23 protein-coding genes are annotated in these 17764 nt (G+C 69.5%); 15 read left to right on the top strand and 8 right to left on the bottom strand.

Annotation, left to right across the window (positions count from 1 at the left end; genetic code table 11):
* Nucleotides 1-52 precede the first annotated feature (52 nt).
* Nucleotides 53-1081 (top strand): ferrochelatase, encoded by a 1029-nt coding sequence (locus Ahu01nite_RS01330; RefSeq protein WP_203834479.1) that lies wholly within the window; start codon nucleotides 53-55, stop codon nucleotides 1079-1081.
* A 13-nt stretch (nucleotides 1082-1094) separates the two neighbouring features.
* Nucleotides 1095-1874 carry an HAD-IIA family hydrolase gene (locus Ahu01nite_RS01325; RefSeq protein ID WP_203834478.1) on the top strand — a complete coding sequence of 260 codons (780 nt, stop codon included), beginning with the start codon at nucleotides 1095-1097 and terminating at the stop codon, nucleotides 1872-1874.
* On the opposite strand, the gene Ahu01nite_RS01320 is transcribed toward Ahu01nite_RS01325, so the two are convergent.
* Nucleotides 1861-2475 (bottom strand): TetR/AcrR family transcriptional regulator, encoded by a 615-nt coding sequence (locus Ahu01nite_RS01320; RefSeq protein WP_203834477.1) that lies wholly within the window; start codon nucleotides 2473-2475, stop codon nucleotides 1861-1863. The genes Ahu01nite_RS01325 and Ahu01nite_RS01320 overlap by 14 nt on opposite strands.
* 96 nt (nucleotides 2476-2571) lie before the next feature.
* On the opposite strand from Ahu01nite_RS01320, the gene Ahu01nite_RS01315 reads away from it, so the two are divergent.
* The 4 genes from Ahu01nite_RS01315 (at nucleotide 2572) to Ahu01nite_RS01300 (ending at nucleotide 4548) form a co-directional block, all read left to right on the top strand.
* Complete coding sequence (locus tag Ahu01nite_RS01315) at nucleotides 2572-3018, top strand: hypothetical protein (RefSeq protein ID WP_203834476.1); 447 nt, start codon at nucleotides 2572-2574, stop codon at nucleotides 3016-3018.
* 75 nt (nucleotides 3019-3093) lie between these two features.
* Nucleotides 3094-3588, top strand: a complete 495-nt coding sequence (locus Ahu01nite_RS01310; RefSeq protein WP_203834475.1) for an NUDIX domain-containing protein — start codon at nucleotides 3094-3096, stop codon at nucleotides 3586-3588.
* Between the two features lie 46 nt (nucleotides 3589-3634).
* Nucleotides 3635-4057: a Fur family transcriptional regulator gene (locus Ahu01nite_RS01305; RefSeq protein WP_203834474.1), complete on the top strand. Its 423-nt coding sequence runs from the start codon at nucleotides 3635-3637 to the stop codon at nucleotides 4055-4057.
* On the top strand, nucleotides 4054-4548 hold the full coding sequence (locus Ahu01nite_RS01300) for a Dps family protein (RefSeq protein ID WP_203834473.1): 495 nt from the start codon (nucleotides 4054-4056) through the stop codon (nucleotides 4546-4548). Before Ahu01nite_RS01305 ends, Ahu01nite_RS01300 begins: the two co-directional genes overlap by 4 nt.
* Before the next feature lie 44 nt (nucleotides 4549-4592).
* Here Ahu01nite_RS01300 and Ahu01nite_RS01295 read toward each other — a convergent pair whose 3' ends face one another.
* Complete coding sequence (locus Ahu01nite_RS01295) at nucleotides 4593-4760, bottom strand: hypothetical protein (RefSeq protein WP_203834472.1); 168 nt, start codon at nucleotides 4758-4760, stop codon at nucleotides 4593-4595.
* 167 nt (nucleotides 4761-4927) lie between these two features.
* Nucleotides 4928-5056 carry a hypothetical protein gene (locus tag Ahu01nite_RS51270; protein ID WP_275411690.1) on the bottom strand — a complete coding sequence of 43 codons (129 nt, stop codon included), beginning with the start codon at nucleotides 5054-5056 and terminating at the stop codon, nucleotides 4928-4930.
* 111 nt (nucleotides 5057-5167) lie between these two features.
* Between Ahu01nite_RS51270 and Ahu01nite_RS01290 the strand changes: the two genes are divergently transcribed.
* The gene (locus Ahu01nite_RS01290; protein WP_203834471.1) at nucleotides 5168-5644 is read left to right on the top strand and encodes a hypothetical protein; all 477 of its coding nucleotides are present in this window, start codon (nucleotides 5168-5170) and stop codon (nucleotides 5642-5644) included.
* A gap of 285 nt (nucleotides 5645-5929) precedes the next feature.
* Here Ahu01nite_RS01290 and Ahu01nite_RS01285 read toward each other — a convergent pair whose 3' ends face one another.
* Both Ahu01nite_RS01285 and Ahu01nite_RS01280 read right to left on the bottom strand, forming a co-directional pair.
* Nucleotides 5930-6430: an NUDIX domain-containing protein gene (locus Ahu01nite_RS01285; RefSeq protein ID WP_203834470.1), complete on the bottom strand. Its 501-nt coding sequence runs from the start codon at nucleotides 6428-6430 to the stop codon at nucleotides 5930-5932.
* The gene (locus Ahu01nite_RS01280) at nucleotides 6423-7205 is read right to left on the bottom strand and encodes an Rv1486c family protein (protein WP_203834469.1); all 783 of its coding nucleotides are present in this window, start codon (nucleotides 7203-7205) and stop codon (nucleotides 6423-6425) included. The genes Ahu01nite_RS01285 and Ahu01nite_RS01280 overlap by 8 nt, the downstream gene beginning before the upstream one ends.
* Before the next feature lie 96 nt (nucleotides 7206-7301).
* Between Ahu01nite_RS01280 and Ahu01nite_RS01275 the strand changes: the two genes are divergently transcribed.
* Entirely contained in the window at nucleotides 7302-8129 is an 828-nt protein-coding gene (locus tag Ahu01nite_RS01275) for a DUF3097 domain-containing protein (RefSeq protein WP_203834468.1), read from the top strand.
* Here Ahu01nite_RS01275 and Ahu01nite_RS01270 read toward each other — a convergent pair.
* Nucleotides 8089-9165: an aldo/keto reductase gene (locus Ahu01nite_RS01270; protein WP_203834467.1), complete on the bottom strand. Its 1077-nt coding sequence runs from the start codon at nucleotides 9163-9165 to the stop codon at nucleotides 8089-8091. The genes Ahu01nite_RS01275 and Ahu01nite_RS01270 overlap by 41 nt on opposite strands.
* A gap of 80 nt (nucleotides 9166-9245) precedes the next feature.
* On the opposite strand from Ahu01nite_RS01270, the gene Ahu01nite_RS01265 reads away from it, so the two are divergent.
* Entirely contained in the window at nucleotides 9246-10106 is an 861-nt protein-coding gene (locus tag Ahu01nite_RS01265) for an AraC family transcriptional regulator (protein WP_203834466.1), read from the top strand.
* 51 nt (nucleotides 10107-10157) lie between these two features.
* Here Ahu01nite_RS01265 and Ahu01nite_RS01260 read toward each other — a convergent pair whose 3' ends face one another.
* Nucleotides 10158-11471 carry a serine hydrolase domain-containing protein gene (locus Ahu01nite_RS01260; protein WP_203834465.1) on the bottom strand — a complete coding sequence of 438 codons (1314 nt, stop codon included), beginning with the start codon at nucleotides 11469-11471 and terminating at the stop codon, nucleotides 10158-10160.
* 121 nt (nucleotides 11472-11592) lie between these two features.
* Here Ahu01nite_RS01260 and Ahu01nite_RS01255 point away from each other — a divergent pair, with 121 nt between their 5' ends.
* From Ahu01nite_RS01255 to Ahu01nite_RS01230, 6 genes are all read left to right on the top strand, one after another.
* Nucleotides 11593-12042, top strand: a complete 450-nt coding sequence (locus Ahu01nite_RS01255; RefSeq protein WP_203834464.1) for an NfeD family protein — start codon at nucleotides 11593-11595, stop codon at nucleotides 12040-12042.
* 29 nt (nucleotides 12043-12071) lie between these two features.
* A complete protein-coding gene (locus Ahu01nite_RS01250; RefSeq protein ID WP_203834463.1) occupies nucleotides 12072-13187 on the top strand; it encodes an SPFH domain-containing protein in 1116 nt (371 codons plus the stop codon).
* A gap of 111 nt (nucleotides 13188-13298) precedes the next feature.
* The gene (locus Ahu01nite_RS01245; protein WP_203834462.1) at nucleotides 13299-13967 is read left to right on the top strand and encodes a hypothetical protein; all 669 of its coding nucleotides are present in this window, start codon (nucleotides 13299-13301) and stop codon (nucleotides 13965-13967) included.
* 45 nt (nucleotides 13968-14012) lie between these two features.
* On the top strand, nucleotides 14013-14603 hold the full coding sequence (locus Ahu01nite_RS01240; protein ID WP_203834461.1) for a dihydrofolate reductase family protein: 591 nt from the start codon (nucleotides 14013-14015) through the stop codon (nucleotides 14601-14603).
* 52 nt (nucleotides 14604-14655) lie between these two features.
* The gene (locus Ahu01nite_RS01235; protein ID WP_203834460.1) at nucleotides 14656-15828 is read left to right on the top strand and encodes a UDP-N-acetylglucosamine--N-acetylmuramyl-(pentapeptide) pyrophosphoryl-undecaprenol N-acetylglucosamine transferase; all 1173 of its coding nucleotides are present in this window, start codon (nucleotides 14656-14658) and stop codon (nucleotides 15826-15828) included.
* 101 nt (nucleotides 15829-15929) lie between these two features.
* Nucleotides 15930-16526: a LysE family translocator gene (locus tag Ahu01nite_RS01230; protein ID WP_203834487.1), complete on the top strand. Its 597-nt coding sequence runs from the start codon at nucleotides 15930-15932 to the stop codon at nucleotides 16524-16526.
* A 457-nt stretch (nucleotides 16527-16983) separates the two neighbouring features.
* Here the strand turns inward: Ahu01nite_RS01230 and Ahu01nite_RS01225 are convergent, their stop codons facing one another.
* Nucleotides 16984-17469, bottom strand: a complete 486-nt coding sequence (locus Ahu01nite_RS01225; protein WP_239158545.1) for a pyridoxamine 5'-phosphate oxidase family protein — start codon at nucleotides 17467-17469, stop codon at nucleotides 16984-16986.
* Nucleotides 17470-17764 lie beyond the last annotated feature (295 nt).

Here is a 17764-nt window from a genome sequence, read left to right as displayed (position 1 = left end):
CGGGGACAGGGGTGAGTGGGCGCCACCGGAGCGGAAGGGGGAGACTGGTCCGGTGGCGTACGACGCGTTTCTCCTGCTCTCCTTCGGTGGCCCCGAGCACCCCGACGACGTGATGCCGTTCCTGCGCAACGTGACGCGCGGGCGCGGTGTCCCCGAGGAACGGCTCACGGAGGTCGCCGAGCACTACATGCACTTCGGCGGCGTGTCACCGATCAACCAGCAGTGCCGCGACCTGCTCGCCGCGGTGCAGGCCGACTTCGCGGGCAACGGGGTGGCGCTCCCGGCGTACTGGGGGAATCGCAACTGGGGGCCGATGCTGGCCGACACCGTCGCGCAGATGCGTGACGACGGTGTGACCTCGGCCCTCGGCTTCGCGACCAGCGCCTACGGCGGTTACTCCTCCTGCAAGCAGTACTGGGAGGACATCTCCCAGGCCCGCGCCAAGGTCGGCCCGGGCGCCCCGGCGATCACCAAGCTGCGGCAGTTCCACGACCACCCCGGGTTCGTGCAGCCGCACACCGACGCGGTCGCCGCCGCCCTCGCGAAGCTCGACCCGAGCCGGCGCGAGAGCACCCGGGTCGTCTTCACCGCCCACTCGATCCCGTCGTCGATGGCGGCCACGGCCGGCCCGACCGGCGGGCGTTACGAGGCGCAGCTCCACGAGACGGCCGCGCTGGTGCACGCCGCTGCGGCCCCCGGCCTGCCCTGGGATCTCGTGTGGCAGAGCCGCTCCGGCCCGCCGCAGGTCCCGTGGCTGGAGCCCGACATCAACGACCACCTGCGGCTGCTCGCCGAGAAGGGCGTCACCGACGTGGTCGTCAGCCCCATCGGGTTCGTCTCCGACCACCTCGAGGTCATCTGGGACCTCGACAACGAGGCGAAGGAGACGGCCGCCGAGCTCGGTCTCGGCTACGTCCGCGCGGGCACCCCCGGCACCGACCCCCGGTTCGTCGCCATGATCCGCGAGCTCGTCCAGGAGCGCACCGAGGGTGTAAGCCGGGAAAAACTCGGTACGCTCCCGGTCTGGGATGTCTGCCCGGCAGACTGCTGCCCCCCTCCGCGCCGTCCCTCGCGCGGCTGACCCGAGGAGACACATGCCCGAGCGCAAGGCCATCGAGACCTGGCTGACCGACATGGACGGGGTCCTCGTCCACGAGGGCGTGCCCGTCCCCGGAGCGCCCGAGTTCGTCAACAAGATGAAGGAATCGGGAAAGCCCTTCCTGATCCTCACCAACAACTCCATCTACACACCCCGCGATTTGCAGGCCCGCCTCGCCCGGATGGGCTTCGACGTGCCCGAGCAGTCGATCTGGACGGCGGCGCTGGCCACCGCCCAGTTCCTGGCCGACCAGCGCCCGGGCGGCACCGCGTACGTCATCGGTGAGGCCGGCCTGACCACCGCCATGCACGCGGCGGGTTACATCCTGACCGAGTTCTCCCCCGACTACGTGGTGCTGGGCGAGACCCGCACCTACAGCTTCGAGGCGCTGACCAAGGCCGTCCGGCTGATCAACGACGGCGCCAAGTTCATCTGCACCAACCCCGACGCCACCGGCCCGTCCAACGAGGGTGCACTCCCGGCGGCGGGCTCGGTGGCCGCGATGATCAGCAAAGCGACCGGCGTCGACCCGTACTTCGTCGGCAAACCCAACCCGATGATGATGCGTTCCGCGCTGAACGTCATCGGCGGCCACAGCGAGAGCACCGCGATGATCGGCGACCGGATGGACACCGACGTCCTCTGCGGCCTGGAAGCGGGCCTCGAGACGATCCTGGTCCTCACCGGCATCAGCACCCGCGCGGAGAGCGAACGCTACCCCTACCGCCCGTCCCGCATCGTCAACAGCGTCGCCGACCTGATCAACGAGATCTGAACAGCTCGCCGAGACGGTATTCCACCGTCTCGGCGGCCTCGGCCGGAGTGCGCAGCCCGGCAACGACCATCGACGCGAGGCCCGCCCCCAGAGCAGCCAGCCCGCGGGCCTCCAACATCGCATCGACCCCGGCCGGCACGTCCCCGGCGGCGACGGCCAGCTCGATCTGAGCGGCCAGCAGATTCTCCAGCGCCGTCGGCGGGGGAGTGCCCGCAGCCCCGGCCGCCGCGGCGATCGCCGGATCGGTCAGCGAAGCCGCGAAGTACGCCGACTGCACCCGCGACATCATCAGACTCCGCTCATCGGCCGGCAGCACCGCCGCCAGGCAGATCCCCATCACATCCCGCGGCCCCGGCGCCCGCCCCAGCTCGGCGAACCGCTCCCGCATCCGCTCCCCGAACGCAGCCGTCAACTGCTGGAACGCCGAGACGAGCAACTGCTCCTTGGTCTCGAAGTAGTACTGCACCAGCCGCATGGAAACCCCGGCCTCGACAGCCACCTCCCGCAGCGTCGCCGCGGGCAACCCCCGGCTCGCGGCGATCCGCCACACCGCCTCGGCGATCTGCCGCCGCCGGACCTCATGATCCACCCGCTTCGGCACACCGCCCACTCTGGCACAACGCCTCCGGCGACTTCTTTCGGGCACATGTACGCCCAGAGCCTCGCCCCCAGCCCCCCGATACGATCTGCTGTCCGGATGCCCCGACTAGGTCCCACGCTGGCCGCCACCGCCATCCTGGCCCTCACCGCCTGCTCCGACACCCCCGGCAACTCCACCTCCACCACCAACATCCCCAGCATCGCGATCTCCGCCGCCGGCTCCTACCGCGACTGCCTCGAAGAGAACGGCATCGACACCTCCGACATCCCCGCCGGCCCGATCCCCAGCGGTCCGATCCCCGGCATCCCCGGCGGTCCTGGCGGCGCGATGCCCCCTGGCGGTCCCGGCGGTCCTGGCGGCGCGATGCCCTCTGGCGGCCCGGGCGGCCCGGGCGGCCCGATGCCCCCTGGCAGTCCCGGTGGTCCCGGTCCCGGTGTGCCCGGTGGCGGCCTCGGCGTACTGACAAGCAAGCCGGCCGGCGTCTCCGATGAAACCTGGACCAGGGCGCAGAAGACCTGCGCGAGCCTGGCACCCACCCCCTGACACCCGACCGGCCAGAGCGTGAGCATCGCGGGCACCATCACCGCCATGAGCGTGACCGTTCCCTAAGGTGGACGCATGGGACTGTCCTGGGAAGAGTCGTATCTGGGTGGGCTACGCGCGCTGGCCGGCGACGACCGCGTCCTGATCTCCGTCGGCGCGCACAGCATCGTCCGCGACGACCGTGGCCGCATCCTGCTGATCCAGCGCTCCGACGACCTCACCTGGGCCCTGCCCGGCGGCAGCACGGAGCTCGGCGAGACCCTGCGCGACTGTGCGATCCGCGAGGTCCAGGAGGAGGCGGGCCTGATCGCCCACGCGGTCACGCCGTTCGGCCTCTACACCCACGCCCGCGACCTCAACCGCAACATGTTCGGCCACGTCTACCACTCGATCGCCCTGATGTGCCGCGTCGACAGCTACGAGGGCACGGTCGAGCGCGTCACCGACGAGAGCGTCGACGCGGCCTGGTTCGACGTGGACGCGCTGCCCGAGGGTGCGGGCACGCTTGTCCGGCGCGGGCTCAGCGACCTGGCCGCGTACGAGAAGGAGGGGACTTTCGCTCTGGACTGACGGTCCTTGTTTGGACTCAGTCAAATCTAGAGCTATCGTTCGGTACGTGACCACGGCCGATGAACTGATCAAGCGCGCGGGGCTCCGCAGCACGGCACCCCGCCGGGCGGTCCTCGACATGCTGCTCACCCGGCCGCACCTGACCGCACCCGAGCTCGCCTCGGCGCTCCCGGCCACGCTGTCGCACCAGGGCCTCTACAACGTCCTGGACGACCTGCGCCGCGCCGGGATCGTCCGCAGCTTCGAACCGGCCGGCTCCATCGCCCGCTACGAGACCCGCGTCGGCGACAACCACCACCACCTGGTGTGCCGCGACTGCGGCAAAGTCACCGACGTCGACTGCGCGATCGGCACCCCACCGTGCCTGACCCCGATCGACGACGCGGGCTTCAGCGCCATCGACGAAGCCGAGGTCACCTGGTGGGGCACCTGCACCACCTGCACCGAGTCACAGAAAGGCCACCGATGACCATCACCCAGGACATCCCAACCACCCAGGCCTTCCGCGCCACCCCCGCCCAGGCCGACCGCCTGCAGCGCATCCTCGTCGACCTGGTCGCCCTGCACCTGCACGGCAAACAGGCCCACTGGAACATCGTGGGCACCAACTTCCGCGACCTGCACCTGCAGCTCGACGACCTGGTCGACCTCGCCCGCGACGCCAGCGACACCATCGCCGAACGCATGCGAGCCCTCGACGCCATCCCCGACGCCCGCCCCGAAACCGTCGCGGCCACCACCACCCTGACCACCCTCGGCCCGGACGAGATCGCCACCAACCACGCCATCGTCCTGGTCACCGGCCTGATCAACCAGACGGTCGCCACCATCCGCGACGTCCACGACGCCGTCGACTCGGAGGACCCGACAACAGCGGACATCCTGCACGGCATCATCCACGACCTGGAGAAGCAGGCCTGGATGCTGTCAGCCGAAAACGCAGCCCCGCGCCGCCGCTGACCCTGGAGAGCCCACCCCGGTCATGATCGCCCGGGGTGGGCTCGTCACGCCTGCCCGGCCAGATCCTCAGCCGAGATCTTCAGCGTCGCCAGCAAACTGCTGTGCTTGTGCGTATCCACCTCATCAGGCAGCTCACGCTCCACCCAATCAGCCCGCGACCCCTGCCCGCGCTCGCGAAGAGTCCTGACGATCACATGCTTGGGAACAGTCATCTGACCAACCGCTCTGAAGCCGCAGCGGAAGAGCCCCGGCCCAGAAAAACCGGCATACCTCGAGCGCGCAAGCCCCGGTAGAACCCGCCCGGATGCCGCCATGACAACCCGCCGCGATCCCGCAGCCGGCTCCCCGCAGCTTACCGCCGCCCGGTCCCGCTTTCGACTCACGCGTCAAGCGTCGGCCCCTGGTCCAGCGTGATGTCGATCGGCCCGATTGCGGTGGTGGGGTCCCAGCCGCGGCGGCGTTCGCGAGCCACGGTGCGAAGCTCGCCGTCCTGCGTTGGCGAACTCACGCAGAATGGCATATTTGCGTCCCGACCAGCAGCTCTCGTGGTCCTCGTTGACAATCCGTATGACAGGAGCGTCTACAAGCGCTTGCTCGACTACTACTCGCGGACGACGCCATGGTCGCGGCAGCTCTGGCGGATCGGTTCGATTCTGGAATTACGAGAGTTGCTGGAACAAGTGATGTGGCGGACATCCTGGAACGGGCTGCGCGACTGGCCGAGCGGCCGACAATCAATTTCACCGTTCTCGTGCCGATCGTCTCCGGGGTGTCGGTAACCCGGGGTGCAGGGCTGTTCCCGACGGAGAACTGGCTCGATGCCCGCGCCACCTCTGATTGGCTGGCTTGTTGGGTGCCGTCGGTTCCGAGGCAGCGGCAGTATGGGTCGTTGATGATCGAGCTGCAGGCGAGAGACTCGTTCTCCGGTGTCGAGCGCGCCGCCACTCTCGACTTGGGTTCGGCTCTGCGTTCGGCTCCGGACAATGTTGATAGGGCGCGGATTCTGAAGGACGCGATCAGGTCGGGTACCCCGCCCCTTTTTGCTCACACGCGTTATTGGCTCGGCGTGGAACGGATGAAAAAGGCTTGTTGCTGAGCCGGCGGTGGTATTGCCGAGAATTGTGGCGCAGGTGGAAGATTCGTTTCGGCGACTTTACCGGCAGCGGAATCTTATCGTGCACTCCGGCAATCTGACTTTCGATCGCACTGTCCGGCACACTTCGGACCACGGCGCCATTGGTCGGTTCGGGGATTGATCGGATTGTGCATGCCAGTGCCGTTGGTGGCAGGTCGCCGTTAGAAGTGGCGGCGATGGCGGAAATCAACCTGGCGAGAGCTGTCGAGAGGGATACCGATTGGTGGAACTGCTCGGCTGAGAGGGTCAGAAGCTGGTGGCGACCTGGTTGAACCAGCGGTTGGCGGCCTGGGTGTGCAGGTCGAAGCCCAGCGACGCGGGCCGTTCCAGGACCTCGCGCCCGGCGGTCTCCGAGTCGGTGTGTGCGGGCAGGTCGGTCGCTGATGCGAGTCCCGGGAACAGGCCGAAGATCAGCAGGGTGCCGTCCGGGGCGCTGCGGGCGTCGAAGAGGCGTACCGAGTCCGGGTCCGATGTGACACCGGTTTCCTCGTGGAGCTCGCGCGACGCCGCCTGTTGCCAGCTTTCCGTGGCGTCGATGTAACCGCCCGGCAGGGCAAGGCTTCCCACCGCCGGTGGCACAGCACGCCGGATGACCAGCAATCCCGACCCGACCGGCTGCAGCGCGACCGCCACCGGTTTCGGGTTGAGGTAGCTGGTTTCTCCGCAAGCGCCGCAGCGGCGCGGCCACGACTGGCCCGGTGTGAAGCGGGCGCCGCAGAAGGTGCAGTGTGCGTAGCGGTCAGGCATGCAGCGGGGCGTTGCACGCGGCGACAAGAGCCTGGCGGCAGGCGTTCAGCAGCGGGCGCAGGGCAGCGTCCCGTTGCTGGGCCTCATACGTGTTGACGGCCCCACCGGGGGCGTTGTGCTCGGCCAGGGTGAGGACCTGGTCGAGGATGCTGGCGCGGGCGAAGAGGCGGCGCGAGCGGGGGTCGAAGCCCGGCGGCAGTGTCGCGGTGCTTTCCGGGCGGCGCAGGGCCTGCAGGGCGCCGGCCAGCTCGGGGCGCCACTGGGCGACGTCGAGGCGGGTCAGCTGGGTGGTGGCGTCGGTCAAGGCCTGGGTGAGCTCGGCTTCAGCCTCGGCTGAGCCCATCTGGAAGACCGGCTTGTAGGTGGCCACCGGGTAGAAGCGCCACATGACCGTCTCGAATGTCACGCCGGAGCCGGAGGTGTGGGTGCGGACCGAGGGGACCACGCCGAAGGTGGGGGTCATCACTGCTTCGCCCTCGAGCAGGGCCGCGCCGGTGAGCTCGCCGGGGCCGGGGAGGCCGCGGGGGTCGCCGGGGGCCGGGAGGACGAGGCGGATGTCGTCCGGGGGGAGCTTGGCGAAGGCCGGGAGGGCCTGGGCCAGCGGGACATCCGTCCAGGTGCCGGGGGCATCGGCGACGAGGTGTTCCTCGTCGCCGGCGATTTCTTCGGCCAGCTCGTCGAAGGGGACGAGGCCGGCGCGCCAGGCGCGTACCCACGCCACGAACCGGGTTGACCGGCGTGCCGTGAGGGTCGCCGCATCTGCTGCGGGGGACATGCAGGCAAGGGTACGTGGCACCTGGCGGAGTTGTCTCGGTGAGAAGGTCGGTGCGTCGTGTCGGCGTGGCGGCGCGCGGAGGGTTACCGTGCCGGGATGTATGGGGAGGACGTGCTCTCGGGGAACTGGCGGCGGCGCAAGGTGATCCCGGAGGTCGAGGCCGAGGCTGACCTGGTCGTGGAGGATGCCGACTCCGGGTTCTGCGGTGCCGTGGTCGGGTTCGAGTTCGGCGCGGTGGTGCTGGAGGACCGGCACGGCAAGCGGCGCAACTTTCCGCTCGAGCCGGCCGCGTTCCTGCTGGAGGGCCAGGTCGTCACACTGACAAAGCCTGTCGCGGTGCAGGCTCCGCCGAGGCAGTTGCGCACGGCGTCGGGTTCAACAGCGGTCGGCAATGTACGCGCTCAGGTGGCAAAAGCGTCCCGCATCTGGGTCGAGGGCATCCACGACGCCGCCCTGGTCGAACGGATCTGGGGCGACGACCTGCGCATCGAGGGTGTCGTGGTCGAGCCGCTGGACGGCATCGACGACCTCGCCGGTGCCGTCCGCGACTTCCGTCCGGCGCGGGGACGCCGCGTCGGGGTGCTCGTCGACCATCTCGTGCCGGGCTCCAAGGAGAGCCGCATCGTCGCCGCGGTCACCGATCCGAACGTGCTGGTGACCGGGCACCCGTACATCGATGTGTGGCAGGCGGTGAAGCCGGAGCGGGTCGGGCTGCGCGCGTGGCCGGTCATTCCGCCGGGCCAGCCGTGGAAGGAGGGCGTCTGCCGGGCGGTCGGCATCGGTCAGCCGTACGAGATGTGGCGCCGCATCCTCAGCAGTGTCAACAGCTACAAGGACGTCGAGACGCCCCTGATCAACGCCATGGAACGCCTCATCGACTTCGTCACAGAGCCTTCAGAGCCTCCAGCGGCGGATAGACGGTAGAGGGCCGCCCGTCGACCGTCGCGCCCGCGAACTGCAGCATCGCCGCGGTCTCGCGGTTGAGGTCGTGCGGGTAGTTCAGCGTCGGTGCCGAGGCCTCGTCGAGAATGGCGAGGTGCGACGGGTCGAGGCGCACGGCGAGGGCGGCGAGGTTCGCGTCCAGGTGCTCGATCTTGCGTGGACCCAGGATCGGCGCGGCGACCCCGGGCCTGGTGAGCAGCCAGGCGAGCGCGACAGCGGCCGGTGATGCGGAAACCGACGTGGCCACCGAGGTGAGCGCGTCGATGACGGTGAACTGTTCCTCGCTGGGACCGCCGATGATCGGGCCGCGCTGCGAGTCCTGCGGTGCCGCGCCCCGGGTGTACTTGCCGGAGAGGAACCCACTGGCGAGTGGGCTCCACGGGGTCAGGCCCATGCCGGCGTCCAGGGCCAGCGGGGTGATCTCGCCCTCGACGGTCCGGGCGAGCAGCGAATATTCCACCTGCAGCGCGATGACCGGTGACCAGGCGCGCAGCAGGGCGGTGGTCTGCGCCTTGGCGGTGTACCAGGCCGGGGTGTTCGAGAAACCCAGGTAGCGGACCTTGCCGGCGCTGACCAGTTCGTCCAGCGTGCGCATGGTTTCTTCCACCGGTGTGTACGCGTCGAAGTTGTGCAGCCAATACACGTCCAGGTAGTCGGTGCGCAGCCGGCGCAGGGTGTCGTGCAGCTGCGTGACGATCGCCTTGCGGGAGGCGCCGCCCGCGTTCGGATCGCCCGGGTACAGGTTCGTGAAGAACTTGGAGCCCAGCACGATCCGGTCGCGCAGCCCCGGCCGGTCGGCGAAGAAGTCACCGAGGATCTGCTCGGACTGCCCGTTGGTGTAGAAGTTGGCGGTGTCCAGGAAGTTGCCGCCGAGGTCGAGGTAGCGCTGCAGGATCCTTTCGGACTCCGTGACGTCGGCTCCCCAGCCGCCGGAGGTGCCGAAATTCATCGCGCCGAGTGCGAACGGGCTGACCCGCAGCCCCGACCTGCCCAGTGTCACGTATTCGTCGAGTGCCATGAATCCATTCCACCGTCCCGCGGGCCGGACGGGTAGCACGATGCTTGCGTACCATTGCACGATCCTGCTTTTCTGGGGTTGTGTCTCTCACAGAGCTGAAGACCCTCATCACCCGGCACGTACGCCGTGACAGCGCCACCGCGATCGACGGCGTGCTGCTGTCGAGTGTCGACGTGCCGGGTCCGCCGGCATCGTCCACCACCGGGACGGTGTTCGCCCTCATCGCGCAGGGCCAGAAACGGATGTCCCTCGGCGACCGCGTCCTCGACTACGGCGCCGGGCAGTACCTGCTGGCCTCGGTGGACCTGCCGGTGACCGGGCACTTCAGCGTGGCGCCCGCGCTCGGCTTCGGCCTGATCCTGCGCCCGGCGGCGATCGCGGCGCTGGTGCTCGAGGCCGGCCTGACCGGGTCCAGGGCGCCGGCCCCGGGGCTCGCGGTCAGCGACGCGTCCCCGGAGCTGATCGACGCGGTCGTGCGGATGCTCCGGCTGCTGGAACAGCCCCGCGACCGCCCGGTCCTCGCTCCCATGATCGAAAGGGAGATCCTGTGGCGGCTGATCACCGGAGACCAGGGCGGCACCGTACGCCAACTGGGCCTGGCCGACAGCGGCCTGTCCCACGTCAGCCGCGCGGTCCAGTGGATCCGGGACAACCACGCGGAACCGTTCCGCGTCGAGGATCTGGCCCGCACGGCCGGCATGAGCGTGTCCGCGTTCCACCGCACGTTCCTGGCGGTCACCGCGATGAGCCCGATCCAGTTCCAGAAAAGGATCCGCCTCCAGCAGGCCCGGCTCCTGCTGATGGGCCGTCCCTCCGATGTGGCCGGAGCGGGCCTCGCCGTCGGCTACGACAGCGCCTCCCAGTTCAGCCGCGACTACCGCAGGCTCTTCGGCGAGCCTCCGGGCCGCGACGCCGCCCGCCTGACCGCCGGCAGGGTCTGACCCGGCGAGGTCCGGTCCGGCGAGGTCCGGTCCGGCCACGGGCAGCGGCGTTCAGGCGAGGTGGGCCGGGTCGCGACTGAAGACGAACGTCGCGATATCCAGTTTCTCGGCCGAGCCGTCCGGGCCGCGCAACACTGCGAGCAGCTCGCCCAGGTTGGCCCCAGCCGTGCCGCGCCACCGGTCCGGCGCCTCGCGCACGAACCGCCACGGCACCTTCGCTGAATAACCGACCGGGGCGATGACCAGGTCCTCGCCGTCCGCGGCAGCCTCGTACTCGGTGCCCATCCACCACCAGCGCCCGCACAGGTCAGCGGCCTCGCCCTCCGGCGAAGCGGACGGCAGCCACGGCGACGGGACGACCGGTTCGGCGTCCAGCACCGCGGTCAGCGCCTCGAGGGCTACCGCGCGGATGCTCGTGCCACGCAGCCCGTACGAGTTGGCGAACGCGATGACCCCGATCCGGCTGGCCCGGTGGACCGCGAGCTGGGAGACGTACCCGGGCATGGAACCGCCGTGGGTGACGTAGACGCGTTCACCGACCCGGTTGAGTTCCGGCCCGAGCCCGTGCCCTGCGGTCCAGGTCTCGTCCTGCATCACGACGGGCGTGCACATTTCGTCGACGGAGTCGCGGCTGAGCACGGACGGCGCGGGGTCGGCCAGGAACGCCGCCCACTTCGCCATGTCGGTGACCGTGGACCAGAGCTGACCGGCCGGGGCCATCGCGCCCGCGTCGAGGCGGGGTTCCTCGTGCAGGCTGCCGTCGAGGGCGTGCACCACGTAGCCGCGGGCGAACGGTTCGGCGGGGTGGTACGTCGTGCGCAACATGCCCAGCGGTTCGAGGACGCGCTTGCCGACCAGGGCCGACCACGATTCCCCGGTGACCTTCTCGAGGATCGCGCCGAGGAGCCCGTACGCCAGATTGGAGTAGTGGTAATGCCGGAACGGCGGTCCGAAGATCTTGTCCGGGGAGAGCTCTTTGAGCAGGTGTTCGGCGTTCCCGCCGGCGTGACGTTCCCACCAGGGGCCGTCCGGCTCGCGTTGCAGCCCGGAGACGTGACCGAGGAGCTGGCGCAGGGTGACGCCGCCGATCGGGGTGCCCGGCAGGTGCCGGTAGAGCAGGTCGTCGAGGGCGAAGAAGCCCTCGTCGCGCAGTTGTAGCACCATCGTCGCGGTCAGCGTCTTCGTGATCGAGCCGAGCCGGTACTGCGTGGACGGGTCCGGCGGGGGCGTCTGACCGGCGCCGGTGAAATGCATCAGGGAGCGGTCGCGGACCACCGCGAGGGCCAGCGACGGCGCGCGGCCGGTGGACTGCGCGCGGGCGGCGATCTCGGTGACGCGCCGGCCGGTTTCCGGCAGCAAGGACACGAGCGGTTTCCTCCAGAGTTTCGGTCGGGGGTTCTAACTGCGCGGGCCCGATATGGGAACGCGTGAAGACTGCAGTGACGCAATGTCGCTAGAGATGCGCGGACGTGTCACGATCAGAGGTATGGAAGCAGTCCTCTGGGTGGTCCTCGCGGTCGCGCTCGCGATCGGCGAGGCATTCACGGCGACCTTCCTCATCATCTTCTTCGCGGCCGGGGCCCTCGCCGCGGCCGGTGTCGCCGCGCTCGGCGCTCCGCTGCTGCTCCAGGTCATCGTGTTCGCGATCGTCTCCGGTCTCTCCCTCGCGGCGTTGCGTCCGCTCATCCTGCGGCTCCAGCGGTCCTCGGGCGAATCGGGCGACACCATGTTCGGCATCGAGGCCCTCGAGGGCCAGCACGGCCTCGTGCTGGAGGAGGTCGCGGCCGACCACGGCATGATCAAGATTGACGGCGAGATGTGGCAGGCCCGCTCGTTCGACGGCGCGGAGATCTACCCGCCGGGCGAGCGGGTGCGGATCATCAAGGTCAAGGGCAACACGGCAATCGTCTGGCGGGACGAAACCCCCAATCTCTGAACGCGCATTTTCTAGATGGAGAGGCACCCATGGAAGCGATAGTCGGTGTACTCATTTTCGTGATTGCCCTGTTTGCGGTGATCACCCTGATCCGGTCCGTCCGGATTGTCCCGCAGCAGCGGATGGACGTCGTCGAGCGGCTCGGCAAGTACAAGCGCAGCCTGTCCCCGGGTCTCAACCTGCTGATCCCGTTCGTGGACGCGGTCCGCACCAAGGTCGACATGCGCGAGCAGGTCGTCAGCTTCCCGCCGCAGCCCGTGATCACCTCCGACAACCTCGTGGTGAGCATCGACACCGTGCTCTACTTCAAGGTCGTCGACCCGGTGCGCGCGACCTACGAGATCTCCAACTTCCTGCAGGCCATCGAGCAGCTCACCGTCACGACGCTGCGTAACGTCATCGGCTCGCTCGACCTGGAGCGTGCGCTGACCAGCCGCGAGGAGATCAACCGGCACCTCTCCAGCGTGCTGGACGAGACCACCGGCCGCTGGGGCATCAAGGTCACCCGCGTTGAGATCAAGGCCATCGAGCCGCCGGCGAGCATCCGCGACTCCATGGAGAAGCAGATGCGGGCCGAGCGGGAGCGCCGCGCCACGATCCTCAACGCCGAGGGCCACAAGGCGGCCCAGATCCTCACCGCCGAGGGCGAGAAGCAGGCCGCCGTGCTGCGTGCCGACGGTGACCGCCAGTCGCGCATCCTGCAGGCCGAAGGTCAGGCCAAGGCGATCCGTACGGTCTTCGACGCGATCCACACCGCGAACCCGTCGCAGAAGGTGCTCGCGTACCAGTATCTGCAGGCCCTCCCGCAGATCGCCAACGGCACTGCCAACAAGGTCTGGATCATCCCGACCGAGCTGACCAAGGCCCTCGAGGGACTCGGCGGCTCGCTCGGCGGCCTGGCCAACATGGTCGGTGACGTCCCCCGCGCCGGCGTCGACTCGGCCGCCGTCGAGCAGGAGGCCCTTGCCGCCGCGAAGGCCGCCGCCGACGAGGCCGCAGCGGTCAACGAGCAGGTCCGCTCGGCCTCAGCCGAGGTCTCCAGCGACCCGAACCCGCAGGCCCTGCCCGCCTCGGAGCACATCCCGCCGTCGGCCGCCCTCGGCGCCGCCGACTACAACGGAGTGGGCGACCCCGAACGCGCCTGAAACTCAAAAATGTGGCAAAACCCCGCGCGAAGGTGCGGGGTTTTGTCATGGTGGTCCGAGGATTCCGACGGTGCCCCCGGCCGCTCGGCTTGAGCCAACCAAGGCGGAGCCATGAGCATGTCGCAGTTCCAGACCGCGAGCGGACGCCCCCTGCGCGTGTCCCCGGCCTGGGTGGGCGCGGCCAGCCCCGAGGACACCGACGACCGGTTGCTGTCGGTGCAGGAAGCGGTCTGGATCTGGTCGGTACGCAGGTACGCGCGCGCCGCGCTCTGGGGCCTCCCCGCCGGCGCCGCCCTCTACGGCTGGTCCACGCTCGGCGTCGCCGTCCCGCCCGGCCCGCTGCTGGTCGAGCTCGCGGCCGGCTGGCTCACCACGGTGGCGATGATCGGGCTCGCCGGTCTGCTGGCCGGTTCCCGTACCCGTCGCACGGCCCTGTTCGGCATGTTGATCGGCCTGGCGGGCGCGATCCTCTGGCTGCCACTCACCGCTCTGCCCGCCGGCACGGCCCCGGACGGTGCGGGTCTGACCCCTGATTCGGTACGCACAACCGCGCTCGTCGCCGCCGCCGTCATGGGCACGGGCTGGCTCCTGCTCGGCTGGGCGGTGTTCCGTTCCAAGCTCGTGAACCCGGCGGACGGCATCCTGCTGATGCTGGCGGCGATCTCGATCGGCGCCGGCTCCTACGCCGTCAAGCCGCTGCCCACAGTGGGTGCCTTGTTACTGCTCGCAGCGGGTATGGGCCTGGCCTGGACCGGCTCGCGGCTCATCCCGCCGGCCTGATCCCGGCTGCCCGTTCGGGCGTACCCGGATGGCATGCTTCATCGCATGGCGAAAGTTGTTGCTGACATCTCGGTCTCCCTCGACGGCTTCGTGACCGGCCCGGGCGTCGACCTGGAGCACGGCCTCGGCCGGGGCGGCGAAGCCCTGCACACGTGGGCGCTGAACGGCGACGCCGTGGACCGCGAGATCCGCGATGCGACCACCGACGCCACCGGTGCGGTCGTGATGGGCCGCACCCTGTTCGACTTCATCGACGGCCCGAACGGCTGGACCGAGGAGATGGGCTACGGCGCCGACCGGGCCGCGACGCCCCCGGTCCTCGTGGTGACCCGCAACCCGCCCGCTTCCGTACGCCTCGGCGACCGGTTCAGCTTCATCCCCGACGGCATCGCCGGCGCCGTCGCCGCGGCCGCCGCGATCGCCGACGACCGTGACGTGGTCATCATGGGCGGCGCACGGACGGTCCGCGGCGCCCTCGACGCCGGCGTGGTCGACGAGCTCCGCCTCCACCTCTCCCCGGTGATCCTCGGCGCCGGCACCCCGCTGTTCGCCCCGGGCACGATCCCGCGCACCCTGCGCCAGATCCACGTACGCCCCTCCACGACAGCCACGCACCTGACCTACCGCCTCGACTGAGGCCTCGCGGTCTTCCCCTCACCCCCCTGGCTTTCGTGATCTTCGGAGTGGCATGTCTGTCTACAGCGCCCAGCACCTGCAGCAGTTCCGGCTCGTCGTCACCGGCGGCGGCACCGGCGGGCACACCTACCCGGCCCTGACAACCATCAACGCGCTGCGCGAACGGCTCGCCCTGGCCGGCATCGAGCCCGACCTGTTGTGGGTCGGCGTGCACGGGGGCCTCGAGGAGAAGATCTCCGCCCGCGCCGGCGTCCCGTTCCGGGCGATCACCACCGGCAAACTGCGCCGCACACCGACCCCACGCGAGCTGTGGCGCAACGTCGTCGACGCGTTCCGGATCCCCATCGGCATCGGCCAGGCGGTGCTCACCGTCGCCCGCAACCGGCCATCGGTCGTGCTCTCCACCGGCGGGTACGTCTCCGTGCCGATCGGGCTGGCCTCACGCCTCTTCGGCGTGCCCTACCTGATGCACGAGCAGACCCTCGCTCTCGGGCTCGCCAACCGCATCCTCGCCAAGTTCGCCACCCGGATCCTGCTCAGCCAGGAACCCTCCCTGCAGCACCTCACCCCCAAGGCCCGCGAACGAGCCGTCGTGACCGGCAACCCGATCCGCCCCGAGCTGTTCACCGGCGACCGGGACAAGGGCGCCGCCGCGTTCGGGCTCGACCCGCGCGTACCCATCGTGGTCGTGACCGGCGGAGCCGCCGGCGCCCAGCAGATCAACCGGCTCCTGGCCGCGGTCCTGCCCGACGTCCTGCCCTACTGCCAGGTCATCCACCAGTGCGGCAGCCTCAGCTACGCCGAGATGCAGCAGGTCGCCGCGCAGCTCCCGCCCGCCCTGGCCCACCGCTACAAGGTGCTGGACTTCATCCACGAACAGATGCCCGACGTCCTCGCGGCCGCCGACGTGGTCCTCGCCCGCAGCGGCGCGGGCACGGTCGCGGAGCTCACCGCCCTGGGCAAACCGAGCATCCTCATCCCGTACGGAGCCTCAGCCGGCGGCGAACAACGCAGCACCGCCAAACACCTCGCAGGCCTGGGCGCGGCAATCATGCTCGACGGCCCGACCGCCACCCCGGAGCACCTCCGCACCGAGCTGATGTCCCTGGTCAGCGACCCGTCCCGGCGCACGGCGATGGCCCACAGCGCGGCAGCCCAGGGCCACCCCGACGCCGCCGACAAGGTCGTCAACGAGATCCTGACGGTCGCCTCCCGCGGGGCCTGAACCAGCACTTCACAATTGGCCGTGCCGGGATCGCGGCAGCATCCACCAGAGTGAACGACGTGATCACATCGCTCCTCGGCGTGGCCGCCGTCGCCCTCGGCATGGTCCTGACCCCCGGCCCGAACATGATGTACCTCGTCTCCCGCAGCATCACCCAGGGCCGCCGCGCCGGCATCGTCTCGCTCGGCGGCGTAGCCCTCGGCTTCCTGATCTACCTGACCGCCACCAGCCTCGGCCTCGCCGCGGTCTTCGTCGCCGTCCCCGAGCTCTACCTGTCCGTCAAGCTCGCCGGAGCCGCCTACCTCGCCTGGCTGGCCTTCAAAACCCTGCGCCGCGGCGGCACATCGGTCTTCGAGCCGCAGGACCTGGCCGCCGACAGCCCGCGCCGGCTGTTCACCATGGGCCTGATGACCAACCTGCTCAACCCCAAGGCCGCCCTGATGTACCTGTCCCTCATCCCGCAGTTCATCCGCCCCGACGCCGGCCACGTCGCACTGCAGGGCTTCCTGCTGGGCAGCGTCCAGATCCTCATCAGCATGACGGTCAACCTCACCCTGGTCCTGGCCGCCGGCACGGTCGCCCTCTTTCTGACAAAACGCCCATCCTGGCTGCGGGTCCAGCGCTACATCATGGGCACGGTCCTGGGCGCCCTAGCCGTAAAACTCGCCACCGACCGAGCCCCCGCAGCCGCATCCTGACCAACCCGCGGCGCCACACTCCCGGCCCGGCTCGGATCTTCTACACGCGAACGAATCCGCCCCGCGCGTCCGCCAGACAGCCGCTGGGCGGCACGCCTCCGCTTCGTCGTTCCGAACGGCGACGATCACGGCCACGGATGTGAATGCCCGACCACTGAATAGTTGGCTGCATTCGACGCCTGAGCCGCATGAAGCTGCGGGATTGGTTTTGTTCGCGGAGTCTGGGCACCAGAGGTCGCTGAGTTTCGGCACCACCGAGATCTCGCCCATTTCGATATTCGCGAGGTTGGACTCCACCTCCCTGCGAGCCCCGCTCACTCCTCGCCGACCGGCCTCGCCGTCCACGCACGGTGATGGGTGCCTGGACGGGGCACGACTTTGTCTGCGGCAGATCCGCGCATCTGATCTTCCGTCTCGTCGCGGATCCGAGACAGGTGGTCGGGTCCCCTCCGCTCGGCTACTTGCGGCGGAACACCTTTACGCCCTCGCCCTGCCGCCACCGTGTGACGACCAACTCATCGCCTTCAACTGCGGTGAGCACTGCTTCGGAGAGATCGAGCCGGAAGGCATGGAAGTCGCCTGCTGGCTCGCTTCCAGTGGTGTAGGCAGCCTTCTCCGGACCGCGGACCTCGACGGCGACGCCAGCCACTTTGGCGTCGCCACCCTCACAGGGATGCGCATGGATTGCGCAGCGACCGTCCCGCTGCAGGTCCTTCGCCTTGCGGGCGTCAATCATGGAGCCGAAGGAGAGATCCGGGCCGCGGAAGTCGACTTCGGAGCCGCTGACCCGTGGCGAACCGTCCTTACGCACCGTCGCCAGGATGTGCGTCTTTGCTGCCTCGAATCGCTTCCGGATCGCCGCTGCGAGGTCACTCGCCTCTTGCTCGAACACATCCCAAGTCGCCATGCCGCCGATTCTTCCAACAACCGCACGCTCGAGCACGCCCGTAAGCCTTCCAGCGAACATCCACTCATCGGCATGCCCATGCGCCAGCCGCCCACGTAGCTGTGACGCTGCATAGCGCACCGGATCGCGGCATGGGCGGGTCTCGCGAAGAAGACGCGCAGGATTTCCTCCGTTATGCCTGCCTGCCTGCGTGCGTCCGGCTCGTACGCGTAGAGCCACCACGTCGCCCATGTCGTGTCCATTTCCGCCGGACTCGCCACCGGTCGTAGATTTTGGTGGAGTGCTGTCACGTGCGCGCGTTGATTGTCGTGTCAAGCCCCGGGTGTGACGC

Origin of the sequence: Winogradskya humida, from assembly GCF_016862215.1 — a bacterium.
GTDB lineage: Bacteria > Actinomycetota > Actinomycetes > Mycobacteriales > Micromonosporaceae > Actinoplanes > Actinoplanes humidus.
Note: the sequence above shows the minus strand (reverse complement) of the source record. Positions and strands in the feature narration are given on the sequence as shown.

What these genes read in the sequence shown, in the direction of transcription:
- Ahu01nite_RS01285 (WP_203834470.1), bottom strand. Translation starts at nt 6,430, where the DNA reads ATGCCTGACCGCTACGCACACTGCACCTTCTGCGGCGCCCGCTTCACA.
- Ahu01nite_RS01300 (WP_203834473.1), top strand. Translation starts at nt 4,054, where the DNA reads ATGACCATCACCCAGGACATCCCAACCACCCAGGCCTTCCGCGCCACC.
- Ahu01nite_RS01290 (WP_203834471.1), top strand. Translation starts at nt 5,168, where the DNA reads ATGGTCGCGGCAGCTCTGGCGGATCGGTTCGATTCTGGAATTACGAGA.
- Ahu01nite_RS01280 (WP_203834469.1), bottom strand. Translation starts at nt 7,205, where the DNA reads ATGTCCCCCGCAGCAGATGCGGCGACCCTCACGGCACGCCGGTCAACC.
- Ahu01nite_RS01310 (WP_203834475.1), top strand. Translation starts at nt 3,094, where the DNA reads ATGGGACTGTCCTGGGAAGAGTCGTATCTGGGTGGGCTACGCGCGCTG.
- Ahu01nite_RS01315 (WP_203834476.1), top strand. Translation starts at nt 2,572, where the DNA reads ATGCCCCGACTAGGTCCCACGCTGGCCGCCACCGCCATCCTGGCCCTC.
- Ahu01nite_RS01275 (WP_203834468.1), top strand. Translation starts at nt 7,302, where the DNA reads ATGTATGGGGAGGACGTGCTCTCGGGGAACTGGCGGCGGCGCAAGGTG.
- Ahu01nite_RS01235 (WP_203834460.1), top strand. Translation starts at nt 14,656, where the DNA reads ATGTCTGTCTACAGCGCCCAGCACCTGCAGCAGTTCCGGCTCGTCGTC.
- Ahu01nite_RS01245 (WP_203834462.1), top strand. Translation starts at nt 13,299, where the DNA reads ATGAGCATGTCGCAGTTCCAGACCGCGAGCGGACGCCCCCTGCGCGTG.
- Ahu01nite_RS01270 (WP_203834467.1), bottom strand. Translation starts at nt 9,165, where the DNA reads ATGGCACTCGACGAATACGTGACACTGGGCAGGTCGGGGCTGCGGGTC.
- Ahu01nite_RS01240 (WP_203834461.1), top strand. Translation starts at nt 14,013, where the DNA reads ATGGCGAAAGTTGTTGCTGACATCTCGGTCTCCCTCGACGGCTTCGTG.
- Ahu01nite_RS01255 (WP_203834464.1), top strand. Translation starts at nt 11,593, where the DNA reads ATGGAAGCAGTCCTCTGGGTGGTCCTCGCGGTCGCGCTCGCGATCGGC.
- Ahu01nite_RS01325 (WP_203834478.1), top strand. Translation starts at nt 1,095, where the DNA reads ATGCCCGAGCGCAAGGCCATCGAGACCTGGCTGACCGACATGGACGGG.
- Ahu01nite_RS01250 (WP_203834463.1), top strand. Translation starts at nt 12,072, where the DNA reads ATGGAAGCGATAGTCGGTGTACTCATTTTCGTGATTGCCCTGTTTGCG.
- Ahu01nite_RS01230 (WP_203834487.1), top strand. Translation starts at nt 15,930, where the DNA reads ATGGTCCTGACCCCCGGCCCGAACATGATGTACCTCGTCTCCCGCAGC.
- Ahu01nite_RS01295 (WP_203834472.1), bottom strand. Translation starts at nt 4,760, where the DNA reads ATGACTGTTCCCAAGCATGTGATCGTCAGGACTCTTCGCGAGCGCGGG.